This window comes from Ignavibacteria bacterium (genome assembly GCA_013177855.1).
In the GTDB taxonomy this organism is placed as follows: domain Bacteria; phylum Bacteroidota; class Ignavibacteria; order Ch128b; family Ch128b; genus Ch128b.
This window is the reverse complement of the sequence record JABLYA010000001.1, coordinates 1,876,967-1,893,070: the sequence shown is the minus strand read 5'-3', so window position 1 is coordinate 1,893,070 and position 16,104 is coordinate 1,876,967. Positions and strand designations below refer to the sequence as shown.

The window sequence follows — 16,104 nt, the reverse complement described above, 5'->3', positions numbered from 1 at the left end:
ATTTTATTCTTGCCGAGTTTTGATTTTTATCAATGAAATCTCGGGGATTGAATGATATCTGATAGGCATCGTGGACATTCCAAGTCCACGATTTACAATCATTAATAAACCATCGAACCAGAAATCACCATAAATAAATTTTGTCTCAAACATAACAGGTGTAATTTTTTTAATTGGAAAAATAAAATTCACCTGCCCGCCATGGGTATGTCCAGCTAAATAAATATTGTAACCATATTTCGCAGCTTTTCTTGCAACAAATTCGTCAGGTTGATGAGCAACTAAAATTTTCAAATCAGCGTCTAAATTTGAACTGGCAAGGCTATCAAAAACATTTTCATCGAAGGATTTAATGTAAGTATTTGATAAGAATGTGATTTTTATAAGACTCTCATTTACATAAAGAAGCAAATTTCCATTATCTATCATATTAACATTATTTGCTTTAAGGGCTGACTTTACCGAATCAAGACTTTTAAAATACATTTTCTTGAAAGCTGAAAAGTCATGGTCACCTATAGCGGAGTACACTCCATAATTTGATTTAATTTTTCCAGCAAGTGAGGCAACCACTGGAATATAATTACTATCATCACCTGAGATAAAATCACCGCCAGCAAGAACTATATCTGCATTTAAATCATTTATTTTATTAATGTAATTCTGCACACGCTCTGTTTTGTTAAACCTATCAAATTGAATATCGGAAAAGAAAGCAATCTTAAAATCATTAAGATCTTTTTTAGAGGTATTTAAGTAATAAATCCTCTCATCAACTCGAACATTCTTATAATCATAGTAAGCTCTTAGAGGAACATAAGCAGCAAAGAAAATTGAAAGAAAAACTAAATATCGCCAAAGATATTTCTTAATTTGATCATACCTGAAACGACTAATTTTCTTTATGACAAAGAAAATAAAATGAATTGGTAAAAATAAAAGAATAATTTGAACCATTATCAAAATTACATACCAGGAAGGCACTCTAAAGAAATAGTCGACGAGAAAATTTTTTGGCATTTCAAAATCAGTTTGAGGATAAATCGCCGAATAAACACCGGCAAGTGATTGAGCAACTGGAAAAAGATTTACATAAACTAGAAAAAATAAAATTATTCTCTGGAGTTTTCGCTTATCCTTAAATATACTTAAATCAACAAGTGCCCTTTGTAAAACTCTAAAAAAATAATATTCAATTAAAAATAAAGAGGGTAAAAAAATAGCTGCCCTCAGAATTACAACAAAATACATTCTGTCCATATATTTAAAAGACTATTTGAATTACTTCACTTTATTATAAAACTCATTGAAAAAGTTTTTTGAAAGGTGAGTATCCACAGAAATCCAGTATAGTTTATCATTAAGTGAAAAAACAAAATGGGTCATTCCCATTCCAAAACATTTATAGATTTGATTGCCCTTGTGTTCAAAAAACTGTGGATAGATGAATACAGAATTTTCCGGAGAAATTTTCTTAGTCATTTTAACAAAGTCGTTCCTGGCATCTTTCTCGTTTTTATAAATAGTCACATAAACAATTGCACTGCCCGATTCATTTTCATAATAACCGATCAGATTTTCATTTTCTGTCACAGGCTGGAAGTGAAGTTTATTAATATAATTCTTTGCTTCCTCTCCAGATATTGTTTTAACAAGCATTAGTGAATTTACTTCATCTGGCAAAGGTTGTTTTTGTCTTGAACAACTTAAAAAAGTAAAAACGAAAAAAGTAAAAAGAGTAATTGAAAAAAATTTCATATTCGTCCTAAAAATTAATTTAACTCTCATTTTTCCCCATTATTTTTTGCAACCTACCGCTGGCAATTTCAGATAAGATTAAGCGTGCACTAATTTCAGCACGTTCATCAATGAGTTGATCCCAATTATCAGTTTTTTCCCAGAATATTTCTTTTAATTTAGCTAATGATTTTAAACTGAACATTGAAAGATCTGCTGTTAATTTATTTACTTCGTTATCAAGCTCTTCGGTAGTCTGGACTACCTTTGAATATAAACCGAACATTTTACCCCACTCAGCATCTCGCCATTGAGTATCTAAACTTAAATGCGTGAAAGCGCTTATACCAATTTTCTTTATTAAAAATGGACTTATTACAAAAGGTCCAATTCCAATCGTGAGTTCACTTAATCTTAATGAAGCATCTCTTTTAGCAATTGCGTAATCACAAGCACTCACTAAACCAATTCCACCACCCACAATTTTCCCATGAACTCTTGCAATGATTGGTTTTGTACATCTAATCATTGTAAGTAATAATTTGCCAAATGCGAAAAAGAACTCTTTAGCTTTTTCAAATCTATCAAAACGCATCAATTCATCTATTGAAGCACCGCCACAAAATGCACCATTACCTTCACTTTTGAGAACTATAACATTTATATTCTCATTGTAACTCACATCATTAAATTCCTTTGTTAACCTGAGTAAATGTGAAGTTGTGAGAGAATTCCCTTTGGGATTAAAAAAGCTAATTGTACAAATCTTATTTTGAATTTCGCTCGTGACTATTTCATTTACAGACATTTAAACCTCCTTAAAACAAATTTTCTATGTTCAAAATATTGATTTCTTAAATTTTATCACAAAGATGCAAAACTGGAAATCTTAAAAATCATATCTCAATAATTCAGATTTTATTTAACTTTCAAATAAAATTGAGTTAAAAAAATGAAAAACTTCAAAGTTTATTTAAGTTTTTTGGTTGTAAATTTTCTTTTCTATTCAAGTTCTGCTACAGCTCAAGGGAAATTTCAAACATCAATCGAAAAAGAAAGCATACTAATTGGCAGTGGTAGTGTTTTACTACTCAGCTCCATTTTACTTGAAAAAAATTTGTCAATTACTCCACAAGAAATTTTATTGTTGAAAAAAGATGATATCAACTTCATTGATCGTTCTGCTGTTAATTACTACTCAAAAAATCTAAGCCTCGCAAGCGATGTTTTACTGATTACATCAGTTTTGTTACCCACGAGTTTTTTAGTGATGAATGAAGCCAAAAATGACTTAATTGAAATTGGAATAATGTATCTTGAAACACTCACTCTCACCTACGGAATAACTAATCTTACCAAAAATATTTTTCAAAGATTTAGACCCTATGCTTATAATAACTCAATTGAAATTTCAGAAAAACTTGATTCCGATACAAAAAAATCATTCTTCTCCGGTCATACATCAACATCTTTTGCTTCTGCTGTTTTCTTTTCTTCGGTTTTCTCAGAGCTCAGTTCAGACGAGGAAGCGAAAACACTTGTCTGGATTGGATCATTATCACTCGCTTCAGCAACTGGTTTGTTAAGATATTTCTCCGGCAAACACTTTCCCACTGATATTCTTGCTGGTGCTGTTGTTGGAAGTCTTATTGGTTACACTATTCCCAAACTTCACAAAGTATCAAATAGTCAAGATATTAAATACACGGTTAATCAAAATTCTTTCTCAATAATTATTAATTTTGATTCGAAATTTTTGAAGTAAAAATTTTTAAGTTCTAATTACTCAAAAATTAGCTCTTCTTCACTTTCAAATTCACAATTGAAATTTTAATTAAAATTTTACTTTTGTCAGTGGCTTAACATATCCATCTCCAATTTTCTTGATTGATTTTAACGTTATTAACAATTACATTAAACACAGAATATCTATCTTAAGAGTTACGTTTTAAAGAATGAAGGGATCATTACATAAACTTACAATATATTTTTACTTTATTACAGGGATATTTAGTTTTTTCTTCTTGTCCATCTATGGTTTCGATTATTACAAACTACCAATTGAAGAGAGGGTTTTTAGTGCGAAACATCAAATTCTTAAACCCAGTGGATTATTAGGTCATGGTTTGGGAATTATTGGAAGCTTAATGATGATAATTGGTGTATTGAGCTATATGATTAGAAAAAGATGGAGAAAAATTAACAAATTGGGATATCTGAAACACTGGCTCGAATTCCATATTTTTATGTGCTCGGTTGGACCAATCCTTGTGCTTTTTCACACTGCATTTAAGTTTGGAGGCATTATTTCAATAGGTTTCTGGTCAATGGTTATTGTAGTTTTAAGCGGTATAGTTGGAAGAGTAATCTATGTTCAGTTACCTAAAACTCTTCAGGGTGAAAATCTTTCAAAATCTGATATTGAAAATAATATTTCAGATTTAATTCATAAACTGTCACCAGATTTAAAAGAAAAAGTTCTTAATGTTTTAGTCGAATTAGATGAAAAATCAAATAAGAACTATGTAGCTGAATTCACCACACAAAAATTAACTGATTCTTTAAAATTAATTTTCAAAGAAAATTCCATCAGGAAAAAGAAGATAAAGGAACTAAAGTTTTATATAAATCAGCAAAGAATTCCTATTGAAGACAAAAAATATCTATTAAAAATTTCCGAACAGATTTTAGCATTAAGAACAAAAGAACATTTATTAAATGCCTTCGATAATCTTTTACGACACTGGCACATTTTTCATTTACCATTTGCATTATCAATGTTCATACTGATGTTCATTCACATAATTGTTGCAATTTTATTTGGAGCAAAGTGGATTTTTTAAGGAGACTAAAATGAAAGTAAGTATAAAATATTTTTACTTAATGGTAATTTTAATTTCTGTTTTATTTGTTGTCTATATAGTTAGAGAAAACGACCAAATTCAGAAACCGATATCAAATTCGGGAATGAGGATGGAAAATCCTCATAAAAATATGCCAGACGATTCAATTCATAGAAATATATTTCAAAATGCACCACCCTCTCGCGAAAATGTATCTGAAACATTTCGCAATAAACTTCACGAACTTGAAATGAAGTATAAGAGAAATCCAAATAATCTTGAAAGTGCAACGGAACTTGCCGATTTTTATTTAGCCGCTCACGATAACAGCAAAGCAATTGAAATTTATGAAAAATTTCGAGACAAGTTATCGATCGAATCCTTATTTAATCTGACAGTCGCTTATTATAATTTGAAAAATTATAAGAAAGCTGAAGAAATAACAAAACTTATTCTTAAAAAGAAACCTGATGAATATCGTGCAATTTTTAATCTTGGTTCAATTAATGCCTCAATGGGAGAAAAAGAACAAGCAAAAAAATACTGGAATGATGTAATCAACCGCTTCCCTCAAACTGAGGAGGCAAAAAAAGCAAAAGAATTATTAGCAATATTAAAATGACAGAAGAGAATTTGCTTGAAGGATTGTTTTACTTATTCACTTTTTTGATAGTTGGAGTGGTTCTTCTAATTTATTTGATCAAAGTCAGGCGCTCAAACAAAAATGTCTTATCTAAAATTCAAAAGGCAAAAGAACTTGGAACTTTTGAACCTGTATCTCTTCATCCAGTCATAAATTATGACATCTGTATTGGAACAGGAGCCTGTGTTGAAGCTTGCCCAGAAAAAGATATACTTGGATTAATAAATGGTAAAGGAGTAACGATAAATGCATCGAGATGCGTCGGACACGGTGCCTGTTTTCATGCTTGCCCAGTTGAAGCTATATCTCTTGTTATGGGAACAGAAAAAAGAGGGGTTGAACTGCCTCATATATCACCAGAATTTGAAACAAACATTCCAATGATTTTCATCGCAGGAGAACTGGGCGGAATGGGATTAATAAAAAATGCTGTCGAACAAGGGAAACAGGCAATTGATAACATTTCAAAAAAATTAAGTAATCATTCAAATGCAGATTACGATGTTATTATAGTTGGTGCAGGTCCAGCAGGAATTTCGGCAACGCTTGCTGCTAAAAGTTACGGTTTAAAATATCTAACACTCGAACAGGATACTGTTGGGGGCACTGTCTATAGCTTCCCACGACAAAAAATAATTATGACCTCTCCAATGAATTTACCCCTTTATGGAAAAATAAAACTGACCGAAACAACTAAAGATGAATTATTAAGACTCTGGAATAATATATTTCAAAAGTACTCAATAAAGATAAACGAAAATGAAAAAGTTGTAGATATAAAAAAGGAGGATAATGTTTTTAAAGTCTATACAAATAATAAAATTTATACTTCTGCATCAGTTCTACTGGCAATTGGGAGAAGAGGCAGTCCAAGAAAACTAAATGTTCCCGGTGAAGAAAAACAAAAAGTTTTCTATAAACTTCTTGACCCTGAATTAATTAAAAATAAAAATGTCCTGGTAGTAGGAGGTGGGGATTCAGCAATTGAATCAGCTTTAATTCTCGCCGATGAAGGTAACAATGTAACCCTATCCTATCGTAGTGAAAAATTTTCAAGACTAAAAGAAAAAAACTTTCAGGCAATTCACGATGCAATCGCAAAACAGAAGATTAGAGTGATTTTTAATTCGCAGGTTAAAGAAATTTTTGATGATTTTGTTGAGTTGAAAATTAATGATTCAGAATTTTTAAAAATTCCGAATGATTTAGTGTATGTATTTATAGGTGGTGAACTGCCCAACCAATTTCTAGAGAAAATTGGAATTAAAATAACCAAAAAATTTGGTGAAGTAATTCTATCACACAAAAATGAAAAAGTTAGTCGCAATTAGTTTAGTGTTAAACAAAATACTTCTTGCTCAAATTTCTCCAGGTGAATTGAGCAGCTTTCATGCTAAGTTTGATGGATTGAGCAACTGCACGAAATGTCATACCATTGGTGAAGGTTTAGATAACGGAAAATGTTTAGATTGCCATAAAGAAATTAAAACGCGGGTAGAGAAAAATTCTGGTTACCATTCGTCAAAAGAAGTTAAAGGCAAACAATGCTGGACCTGCCATTCAGAACATAACGGCAGAAATTTTCAAATCATTCAATTCAATAAGTCTAAGTTTGATCATCGACTAACTGGATATGAATTAACAGGGAAACATAAATCAATTGATTGTTCTGAATGTCACAATCAAAAATTTATAAAAGATCCATCTTTAAAGAAGAAATTAAAATCTTTCTTAGGATTAGTTAACACCTGTATTTCCTGTCATCAAGATATTCATCAACAAACTGCCGGGAGAAATTGCGAAAAATGTCATAATACATTCTCCTTCTCATCAAATATTCAGTTCGACCATTCAAAAACCTCATTCCAGTTAATAGGCGCTCATAAAAAGGTTAATTGTATAGACTGTCATAAAAAAAGTGTGACTGAAAATTCAACTATTCTAAAGTTTGTTTCGAAAACTAAAGTTGAATGTATTGATTGCCATACAGATGTTCATGAAAACAAATTTGGGAATAATTGTTTGAAATGCCATAATTACAACTCTTTCAAAAATGTTCCAAAGCAAGGATTTGATCACTCAAAAACTGGTTTCCCCTTAAACGGTAAGCATCAATTTGTACAATGTAATGAATGCCATAAAAATAAATTAACAGATCCAGTTAAACATAATAAATGTCTTGATTGTCATCAGGATTATCATAAAGGACAATTCGCAATTAAAAATACTCCCAGAGATTGCGAAGATTGTCATTCAGAAAATGGATTTACGCCATCAAATTTTACTTTAGAACAACATCAGAGAACAAAGTTTGTATTAACTGGGTCACATCTTGCAATTGAATGTCGAAGCTGTCATTATAAAAATGATGAGTGGAAATTCAAATTCAATTCATTCCAATGTATCGGATGCCATAACAATGTTCATAATCAAGAAATATCTCCTCGATTTGCTGGGCAGAATAATTGCGAAAATTGTCACAATACTGGTTTATGGTCTATTATAAAGTTTGATCATAATCAAACTAAGTTTACACTTTCAGGAAAGCATGCTCAAACAAATTGCAGAAGTTGTCACATAAAAGAATTTCAAAATAAAAAAATTCATCTATTTAAATCCTTAAAGTCAGATTGTTTGGATTGCCATAAAGACTTTCATAATAAACAATATGCATCTGGAGAGTGTGTAAATTGTCATACGTTCGATAATTGGAAACCAGGATTATTTAACCATAATGAAACTGCTTTTAAACTTACTGGGGCACACGAAAGGGTAGAATGCATCAAATGTCATCCAAAGGTCGAGATGGATAATGGTGACAATTTCATTTTATTCAAAATAAGGAGGGTAAGATGTTCAGATTGTCACTTATCTTAATTACATTTTTAACAATAGGTTTTGCACAAAATTCTCCACATGGAAGTAACTTAAAATTACAATGCGATGATTGTCACTCAGAGCAATCTTGGAATATTCTATCTACAGAAATGAAATTCAATCATGATCAAACTGGTTTTAGTTTAACGGGCCAGCACAAAATGGTTAATTGCCGCCAATGTCACTCAACTTTGAAATTTGAAGAAGCTAAGAATGACTGCAAAGCATGTCATAACGATGTACATCAGAACACTTTTGGAATAGATTGCCAACGATGTCATACTTCAGAAACCTGGATTGTGAAAAACATTCGACAAATTCATAATCAAACTCGTTTCCCGTTAACAGGAATCCACCAAAATGTAAATTGTCAATCCTACCATCAATCAATAAACAGATTGGTTTTCGAAGAAAAGAGTATCGAATGTTATTCCTGCCACAGAAAAGATTTTGAACAAGCTAAAAATCCAGATCACATATCCGCTAATTTCTCAACAAATTGCTTAGAATGTCATTCATTTGAATCCAAAGGCTGGGGTGGAAGGAATTTTACACACGCGTTTTTCCCTCTTGTTGGTGGTCATGAAATAAAAAATTGTTATACCTGCCATAATCAACAAACATTTCAGGGGTTAGATACTAAATGTGTCAGCTGCCATCTTGATAATTACCAGCAAACTCAAAATCCAAATCATCAACAAGTGGGTTTTTCAACTAATTGTGAAAATTGTCACAAAATAACTTCGTGGAAAGATGCTCAATTCGATCATGATAATCAATTTTTTCCAATTTATTCAGGCAAACATAAAGGGAAATGGAACACTTGTGCAGATTGTCATTCAAATCAAAATAATTATGCAGAATTTTCTTGTATAAATTGTCATGAACACAACAAAACAACGATGGATCAAAAACATCGAAATGTGAATGGTTATGTCTACAATTCTCAGGCTTGCTATAACTGCCATCCAAATGGTAGTGAAGATGGAGCTTTTAATCACGATATGACCAATTTCCCATTGACTGGTGCTCATACTAATTTAAGTTGCAATAGCTGTCATCAGAATGGTTTTGATAATACTCCAACCGAATGTCAAGCCTGTCATATCGATGACTTCAATCAAACTCAAAATCCCAATCATCAACAAATTGGATTAAATACTCAATGTAATAATTGCCATAATACCAATGCCTGGACACCTTCTACATTTAATCATTCTAACACAAATTTCCCATTGACTGGTGCTCACACTTCAACTAATTGTTCAAATTGTCATCAAGGTCAAACTACTGGAACTTCTACTCAATGTCTAAGCTGTCATCAAGATGATTATAATCAAACTACAAATCCTAACCACTCTCAACTCGGTTTCCCGACTAATTGTGATCAATGTCATTCTACTCAAGCATGGCAGCCGGCAAGTTTTGACCACAACAATACTCAATTTCCATTGACTGGTGCTCATACTAATTTAAGTTGCAATAGCTGTCATCAGAATGGTTTTAATAATACTCCAACCGAATGTCAGGCCTGTCATATCGATGACTTCAATCAAACTCAAAATCCTAATCATCAACAAATTGGATTAAATACTCAATGTAATAATTGCCATAATACCAATGCCTGGACACCTTCTACATTTAATCATTCTAATACAAATTTCCCATTGACTGGTGCTCACACTTCAACCAATTGTTCAAATTGTCATCAAGGTCAAACTACTGGAACTCCTACTCAATGCTTCAGCTGTCATCAAAATCAATTTAATCAAACTACAAATCCAAGTCATACTGCTCTTAATCTTCCAACAACCTGCGAAAATTGTCACACAACAAATCCAAACTGGAAACCAGCTCTATTCCCAATTCACGATAATTTTTATCCTCTGACAGGTCAACATAATTCAATAAGAAATAATTGTAATTCCTGCCATAATGGAAATTACAATAATACTCCCAACCAGTGTCAGGGATGTCATATGAATGATTTTAATGGAACTACTAATCCCAATCATGTGAGTTTACAATTCCCGCATCAATGTGATATGTGTCATACTACAAATGGTTGGAGCCCTTCTACTTTCAATCACGATCAACAATATTTCCCTATCTTCTCGGGTAAACACAAAAACAAATGGGCTAATTGCTCCATCTGTCATACTAATCCAAGTAATTTCGCTGTATTCTCTTGCATTACCTGTCACGAACACAACAAAACAACGATGGATCAAAAACATCGAAATGTGAATGGTTATGTCTACAACTCTCAGGCTTGCTATAACTGCCATCCTAATGGTGATAATTTGATGCATATTGATAACTTTAGAAGGAATTAAAATGAAAAAATTTATCATTTTGATTTTTTTGATATGCGTTGTCTTAGATGCTCAAGATAAAAGCAAAATTTTTGGTGTGATCACTTTTAAATCTTCTCAATTTGAATACATTAAATTTAGTACTACCGAAGGAATATATATAGACGATACACTTTATGATTTAAAAGGTTCAATTGCAGCAATTGTTAAATTCAAGTCTTCTACATCAATTGCAGCTAAACCCCTTAATAACCTTCAGATTGGTGATACTATCTTTGCTTTCATTAATTTACCAGTTCAGCTTGAAAATATTGAGAAGATTGATACAACATCGAACTTTGGCATAGATAGCGTCGGGATTTTGACAACAGACAATAAGTTGAAATCAACCAAAAATTATAATCTTAGAATGTCAATTCAGAGTTATGGTGATCTGAATAATTATAATTCTACCAACAGATTGCGTTATAGTCTTAACTCTTCAGTAGAAAACATTTTTACGAATAATCTAAATTTCAATTCCTATTTTATAGTAACAACAAATAGAGGTTCAAATACTTTAAATAGTAGGGATGTTAAAAACTTTCTCAAGATTTATGAACTTTCATTTGATTATACTTTTAGGGAAAATCATAACTTAATATTTGGCAGAAGTATAAATCCTAATATAATAAGTCTCGGCTCGATTGATGGAATTCAGTACTCTTATAAATTTAATCAGAATAGGGCTGGATTATTCCTTGGCTCAAGACCAGATTATTTTTCTTATTGGTTTAATATTAACCTCTTTCAGGGTGGATTATTCTTTTCAAGGGTTGATTCATTTGGCACCAGAACCATTGATAATTCAATTGCGTTCATTGAACAGACGAATCATTTAAAATCCGATAGGCGATTTATCTATTTCCAGCATCGAAATGATTTATTACCTAATACATATTTCTTCTTTTCAACTGAATTCGATTTCTTTCTTGTAAATAAAGGGATGATTTCAAAAAAATTTAATTTAACATCAATCAATGCTCTTCTTACAATTAGACCAATCCGACAAATCAACTTTAATATAAGCTATGATTCAAGGAAAAACATTTATTATCTCGAGAGTTTCAAAAATTCAATAGATACACTTTTTGAAAATGTCCTCAGACATGGTCTTAGATTGTCCGCTTTTATCAGACCATTTAATTTATTTTTCGTCAACTTCCACTTTGGAACAAGAGAAACATCTCGTGACCAAAAAGCATCTAATAATTACGGAAGTACAATTGGATTTAATTATTTACCTATAATTTATTCTTCCATAAGTTTTGGTTTTAATAGAATTCAAACACCTTTCGTTACAGGTACAAATTATTCAAGTTATTTTTCTAAAAATATTTTTAATGATCTTATGGTAAATCTAAATTTTCGACTTTATGAGTTTCGACAAAATATCACCCAAAGATTATTCACAGATCGTTTTTTAGAACTGGGTTTATACGCAAACATTTTTAGAAATTTATCTCTCTCACTCACAATTGAGCAAAAACTAAATAATGAAAAATCTAAATTTTTAATGTTTGATATAACTAACAGATTTTAAAGGTTTACATTATGAGCTACGACATAATAATCATAGGTGCAGGACCTGCGGGAATTAGTATGGCGGTTGAAGCCAAACATGCAGGAGTTCCAGTAGATAAAATTTTAATACTTGAAAAAGCGGAAGTGCATTCTTTTACCATCAAAAAATTTTATCCTGATTCAAAACCTGTAAGTGCAAATTACAAAGGATTGGAAGCGAAATGTCTCGGCGTTATGTGTCTCTCAGATTCAACTAAAGAAGAAACTTTAACATATCTGGATAAAGCAATTCGAGATAATGATCTTCAAGTTCATTATAATGAAGCTGTCTATCGGATTGAAAAGAATGAAAATGATACATTTACTGTTTTTACTGAGAAAGCTAAATATAATTCCAGAATTGTTGTAGTTGCGATTGGAATTCTCAGCAAACCAAATAAACCAGATTATAAATTACCTGCCTCATTAAAAGATAAAATTTTCTTCGATGTAACTGAAAAAGAAATTCGGAATTCAAAAGTTCTTGTAGTCGGTGGTGGTGATTCAGCTTCCGAATATTGCCAATACCTTGTTCAGAACGACAACGAAGTTACTTTGAGCTATCGAAGAAAAGATTTTACAAGAATGAATGACATAAACCGAGAAAGTATTTTGGCTCTTGAAAAACTAAACAAACTCAAAATTTTAAGAGAATCGAATATCATTGAAGTTAGAGACAATAACGGAAAACCTGAAGTATACTTCAAAGAAGCCAATTACCCTCCAATGATCTTTGATTATATTATTTACGCACTCGGCGGAACAACACCCAAAAACTTTCTTAAAGCAATTGGAATTGAATTTAATGGCGAACAACCTGTTCTCAAAGATAATTTTGAAACAAACATTCCAGGACTATTTCTGGTTGGTGACCTTTCTGCAGGATTAAAAGGTGGCTCAATCAACTGGGCGTTTAACTCAACTAGAATAGCAATGCAAAAAATTTGTGAAGATTATCTTGGTTGTAGAGTAATTTGATTTGCTATTGAAAAAAAAAATCTGGCTTTAAATGCCAGATCAGATCCTTATTAATTTCCAAATACTTTATGAGTTATATTCGATCCTTCTTTGGATTGCGCTCAACATATCAACAAATGAATCATCTCGCATCAATTCTTCCACAGTTTGAATTGCATGTATAACAGTTGAATGATCTCTGCCTCCAAAATTTAAACCAATTGTTTTCAATGATGCATTTGTAAATTTTTTACAGAAATACATTGCTATTTGTCTCGCCTGTACAAATTCCTTTTTCTTGGTTTTCGATCTTAAAACATCTGGTGAAAATCCGAAGTAATCGGCTACAATTTTTTGGATCTGATCAAGAGTTAGTGTTGATCTTTTTTCTGTTGCGACGGATTTAACCACTTCTTTTGCCAGCTCTAATGTAATGTCTTTTCCTTCAAGTGAAGCTTTTGCAAGCAATTTGATGAGCGCACCTTCAAGTTCTCTAACATTATTTGTTATGTTAGTCGCAATATATTCGATGATGTTTAAATCAATTTCAAGATTATAAGACTCGCTCTTTTTGATTAAAATTGCAATTCTTGTTTCTAAATCTGGCGGCTGGATATCAACTGACAATCCCCATTGAAAACGCGAGATTAATCTTTCATCCAGACCAGATAAACTTTTTGGTGGTTTATCACAGGATAAAACTATTTGTTTACCAAGTTGATAAAGGCTGTTAAAAATGTGGAAGAATGTGTCGGTAGTTGATTCTTTACCAGAGAAGAATTGAATATCATCAATAATTAAAATATCAACACTGCGATAAAAACTTGTAAATTCATTCGGATTACCCTTTTTAATTGATTCAACGAATTCAGTCGTAAATTTTTCAGCTGTTGTATATAAAACTCTTCTGGCTTTTTTATTTTGAACGACAAAATTTCCAATTGCCTGAATTAAATGTGTTTTCCCCAGACCAACTCCGCCATAAATAAACAATGGATTAAACGAAGTTCCACCAGGAGAATTTGCAACAGCGTAAGCCGCAGCTCTGGCAAGTTGATTACCCTCACCCTTGATGAAATTATCAAATGTGAATTTTTCATTTAAGTTTGTTTCAAATACTTCTTCTTGTTCCTTTCGTTCATTTACATTTATACTTGAACTGCCATTTGACCCGGAATTTTTACTTGAAATTAAATGACTTCTATAGTAGTTAATATATCTTTGTTCGGGAGTTTCATCAGGACTTGTTTCTGAATCGAAAATGTATTTCAGTTTTGCATTTTCTCCGATTGAGTGAAGCAAAGCTTTTTTAAGTAAAGCATTAAAGTTTACTTCAATGTAATCCCATGAAAAATCATTTGGTAATTTTATGGTTAATTCTTCACCTTCAAAATCTATGGGTTCAATTGGTTCAAACCAGGTTTTAAAAGTCAATCCATTTATATTTTGTTTTATTATTTCAAGGCAGTTATTCCATATTTCCTTGGCTTTTTCAGAATTTTTGTAATTAAATTTCTTTTTATCACTTATTAATTGGATTTTTTGATTTTGTAAGTTATCCACACTCATAGTAAAACCTATTTTTTTCACTTTGTTGATTTTTTTAAAGTTTTACTTTAAGAAAAATTTATCCACAAGTTATCCACATCAGAGAATCTATGTAAGTCTTTGTATTTTAATAAAATAGGGCTTTATTAGATTCAAAATTAACACTGGCTGATGTGGAAAACTTTATTGTGTCTTTTACATTGTGTGAAAACTTTTCACAGAGAAACGTTTTCCACAACTTATCCACACTCATTGAAAAGAACTTTTACATCTCAAAGATTATAATAAAGATGACTCTCTTATGCAAATTTATTTTATGACTCTCAGTTTGAAGATGACTTCTTCAGGTGAAAGTATACCTGCAAAAAGCCGCTCATAAATGACTGGCTCAAGATTCACAATTGGGTTTAGCCACTTCAAAGGTGCGAAATTAGATACGTTAAAACGTTTTTCCAGAATCTCGAATTTTGCACCTGTTTCATAATTCGTACGATGATTCAATTTCCATTTTTCATAAAATTTCAATTTCTTGTTTTCTATGTATTCGTAGTTATCAAATGTTCTGATTGAAAATGGAATTTTGTGATCTGGATCACCAAAATATTTTGTATTCAGAAAAAAAGGTGCATAAACATTTATTATAGCATTTGGTTTTGAAATGCGATAGAGTTCAGTTATTACTTTATTAAAATTTTGCAGATGTTCCAATATATGACTAGCTAAAATTTCATCGAATGTATTGTCTTCGAATGGATATGGGAATGAATTCAAATCGTGAATTAAATTTCCACCATAATCTATAACATCCAAATTGATATAACCTTCGAGTATTTTATTACCACATCCTAAGTTCAATCTTTTCATAAAGCGAATATAAAATTTAAATACTCATCTAAAAAATCTTATTTCGTTTTTAGTTTCTCAATTAGCTTGAAGAATTTTAAAAATAAAAAGCCCCTTGGGGTTATGGGGCTTTTTGCGAGAGGAACTTTATTTTAGTAAGCAACTGTAATACTGAATGTTCCTGTATAATCTCCATGAGGTTGGTTTGCAGCAATTGAAAGAGAACCACCAACCCAGAGATATAAATAGCCATCGCCTGAGACATTTACCAGCGGAATCGAATTTCCGCTTACAACATCAGTAGCTGACTCATATGTACTGCTTGAACCTGTTTGCTTAATTGATGGTGTGAATACCATTGTTCCGTTTGTTCCACCATTGCTGCTGACCCAAGCATTGTTATTCAATGTAACATTGTTAAATGTAATAGTTACATTCTTATTTGGATGACCAATAATTCTAAAATTCGCTCCAGCAGATGGTGCAATGCTGGGAGTTTGTGGACTTCCGTTTAATATAATCTCACCGAAATCAAGATTTCCGCCAACTAATGAGATTGAAAGTCCTTTTTTGAGTTGTGCTAAAACAGTTGCTGTAGCGCTTGCACTTGATTGTGCATAAATATTAGAAGCAACAAAGATTAAAAGAACTGAAAGAAGAATTGAACGTTTCATATGAACCTCCATTGTTTTTTGTTTTATCGATTATTATCAAATAACATTTGAGTAAATAAACTCAA

At 31.6% G+C, this 16,104-nt stretch carries 14 protein-coding genes; 8 read left to right on the top strand and 6 right to left on the bottom strand.

Annotated elements, in window-relative coordinates:
• Positions 1–3 precede the first annotated feature (3 nt).
• Genes HPY57_07985 through HPY57_07975 form a run of 3 tightly spaced genes read right to left on the bottom strand, consistent with a single transcriptional unit; the run spans position 4 to position 2,545 of the window.
• A complete protein-coding gene (locus tag HPY57_07985) occupies positions 4–1,260 on the bottom strand; it encodes a hypothetical protein (protein NPV11712.1) in 1,257 nt (418 codons plus the stop codon).
• A gap of 21 nt (positions 1,261–1,281) precedes the next feature.
• Positions 1,282–1,758, bottom strand: a complete 477-nt coding sequence (locus HPY57_07980; GenBank protein ID NPV11711.1) for a hypothetical protein — start codon at positions 1,756–1,758, stop codon at positions 1,282–1,284.
• A 19-nt stretch (positions 1,759–1,777) separates the two neighbouring features.
• Positions 1,778–2,545 carry an enoyl-CoA hydratase/isomerase family protein gene (locus HPY57_07975; protein ID NPV11710.1) on the bottom strand — a complete coding sequence of 256 codons (768 nt, stop codon included), beginning with the start codon at positions 2,543–2,545 and terminating at the stop codon, positions 1,778–1,780.
• Between the two features lie 144 nt (positions 2,546–2,689).
• Here HPY57_07975 and HPY57_07970 point away from each other — a divergent pair, with 144 nt between their 5' ends.
• The 8 genes from HPY57_07970 to HPY57_07935 all read left to right on the top strand — a co-directional run bounded on the left by HPY57_07970 (position 2,690) and on the right by HPY57_07935 (position 12,995).
• Positions 2,690–3,502: a phosphatase PAP2 family protein gene (locus HPY57_07970; GenBank protein NPV11709.1), complete on the top strand. Its 813-nt coding sequence runs from the start codon at positions 2,690–2,692 to the stop codon at positions 3,500–3,502.
• A 190-nt stretch (positions 3,503–3,692) separates the two neighbouring features.
• Positions 3,693–4,580, top strand: a complete 888-nt coding sequence (locus HPY57_07965) for a hypothetical protein (protein NPV11708.1) — start codon at positions 3,693–3,695, stop codon at positions 4,578–4,580.
• 10 nt (positions 4,581–4,590) lie between these two features.
• Complete coding sequence (locus tag HPY57_07960; protein ID NPV11707.1) at positions 4,591–5,202, top strand: tetratricopeptide repeat protein; 612 nt, start codon at positions 4,591–4,593, stop codon at positions 5,200–5,202.
• A complete protein-coding gene (locus HPY57_07955) occupies positions 5,199–6,554 on the top strand; it encodes an NAD(P)-binding domain-containing protein (protein NPV11706.1) in 1,356 nt (451 codons plus the stop codon). Before HPY57_07960 ends, HPY57_07955 begins: the two co-directional genes overlap by 4 nt.
• Positions 6,532–8,100: a cytochrome C gene (locus tag HPY57_07950; GenBank protein NPV11705.1), complete on the top strand. Its 1,569-nt coding sequence runs from the start codon at positions 6,532–6,534 to the stop codon at positions 8,098–8,100. Before HPY57_07955 ends, HPY57_07950 begins: the two co-directional genes overlap by 23 nt.
• Positions 8,076–10,436 carry a hypothetical protein gene (locus HPY57_07945; GenBank protein NPV11704.1) on the top strand — a complete coding sequence of 787 codons (2,361 nt, stop codon included), beginning with the start codon at positions 8,076–8,078 and terminating at the stop codon, positions 10,434–10,436. Before HPY57_07950 ends, HPY57_07945 begins: the two co-directional genes overlap by 25 nt.
• 1 nt (position 10,437) lies before the next feature.
• Entirely contained in the window at positions 10,438–11,997 is a 1,560-nt protein-coding gene (locus HPY57_07940; GenBank protein NPV11703.1) for a hypothetical protein, read from the top strand.
• Positions 11,998–12,008: 11 nt separating this feature from the next.
• Positions 12,009–12,995 carry an NAD(P)-binding domain-containing protein gene (locus tag HPY57_07935; GenBank protein ID NPV11702.1) on the top strand — a complete coding sequence of 329 codons (987 nt, stop codon included), beginning with the start codon at positions 12,009–12,011 and terminating at the stop codon, positions 12,993–12,995.
• 66 nt (positions 12,996–13,061) lie between these two features.
• Here the strand turns inward: HPY57_07935 and dnaA are convergent, their stop codons facing one another.
• From dnaA to HPY57_07920, 3 genes are all read right to left on the bottom strand, one after another.
• Positions 13,062–14,543 carry a chromosomal replication initiator protein DnaA gene (gene dnaA, locus HPY57_07930; protein NPV11701.1) on the bottom strand — a complete coding sequence of 494 codons (1,482 nt, stop codon included), beginning with the start codon at positions 14,541–14,543 and terminating at the stop codon, positions 13,062–13,064.
• A gap of 288 nt (positions 14,544–14,831) precedes the next feature.
• Positions 14,832–15,386 carry a methyltransferase domain-containing protein gene (locus tag HPY57_07925; protein NPV11700.1) on the bottom strand — a complete coding sequence of 185 codons (555 nt, stop codon included), beginning with the start codon at positions 15,384–15,386 and terminating at the stop codon, positions 14,832–14,834.
• A gap of 131 nt (positions 15,387–15,517) precedes the next feature.
• A complete protein-coding gene (locus tag HPY57_07920) occupies positions 15,518–16,039 on the bottom strand; it encodes a DUF4402 domain-containing protein (GenBank protein NPV11699.1) in 522 nt (173 codons plus the stop codon).
• Between the last annotated feature and the right edge of the window lie 65 nt (positions 16,040–16,104).

Coding starts and splice junctions, on each gene's coding strand:
- HPY57_07985 (NPV11712.1), bottom strand. CDS start 1,260: ATGGACAGAATGTATTTTGTTGTAATTCTGAGGGCAGCTATTTTTTTA.
- HPY57_07980 (NPV11711.1), bottom strand. CDS start 1,758: ATGAAATTTTTTTCAATTACTCTTTTTACTTTTTTCGTTTTTACTTTT.
- HPY57_07975 (NPV11710.1), bottom strand. CDS start 2,545: ATGTCTGTAAATGAAATAGTCACGAGCGAAATTCAAAATAAGATTTGT.
- HPY57_07970 (NPV11709.1), top strand. CDS start 2,690: ATGAAAAACTTCAAAGTTTATTTAAGTTTTTTGGTTGTAAATTTTCTT.
- HPY57_07965 (NPV11708.1), top strand. CDS start 3,693: ATGAAGGGATCATTACATAAACTTACAATATATTTTTACTTTATTACA.
- HPY57_07960 (NPV11707.1), top strand. CDS start 4,591: ATGAAAGTAAGTATAAAATATTTTTACTTAATGGTAATTTTAATTTCT.
- HPY57_07955 (NPV11706.1), top strand. CDS start 5,199: ATGACAGAAGAGAATTTGCTTGAAGGATTGTTTTACTTATTCACTTTT.
- HPY57_07950 (NPV11705.1), top strand. CDS start 6,532: ATGAAAAAGTTAGTCGCAATTAGTTTAGTGTTAAACAAAATACTTCTT.
- HPY57_07945 (NPV11704.1), top strand. CDS start 8,076: ATGTTCAGATTGTCACTTATCTTAATTACATTTTTAACAATAGGTTTT.
- HPY57_07940 (NPV11703.1), top strand. CDS start 10,438: ATGAAAAAATTTATCATTTTGATTTTTTTGATATGCGTTGTCTTAGAT.
- HPY57_07935 (NPV11702.1), top strand. CDS start 12,009: ATGAGCTACGACATAATAATCATAGGTGCAGGACCTGCGGGAATTAGT.
- dnaA (NPV11701.1), bottom strand. CDS start 14,543: ATGAGTGTGGATAACTTACAAAATCAAAAAATCCAATTAATAAGTGAT.
- HPY57_07925 (NPV11700.1), bottom strand. CDS start 15,386: ATGAAAAGATTGAACTTAGGATGTGGTAATAAAATACTCGAAGGTTAT.
- HPY57_07920 (NPV11699.1), bottom strand. CDS start 16,039: ATGAAACGTTCAATTCTTCTTTCAGTTCTTTTAATCTTTGTTGCTTCT.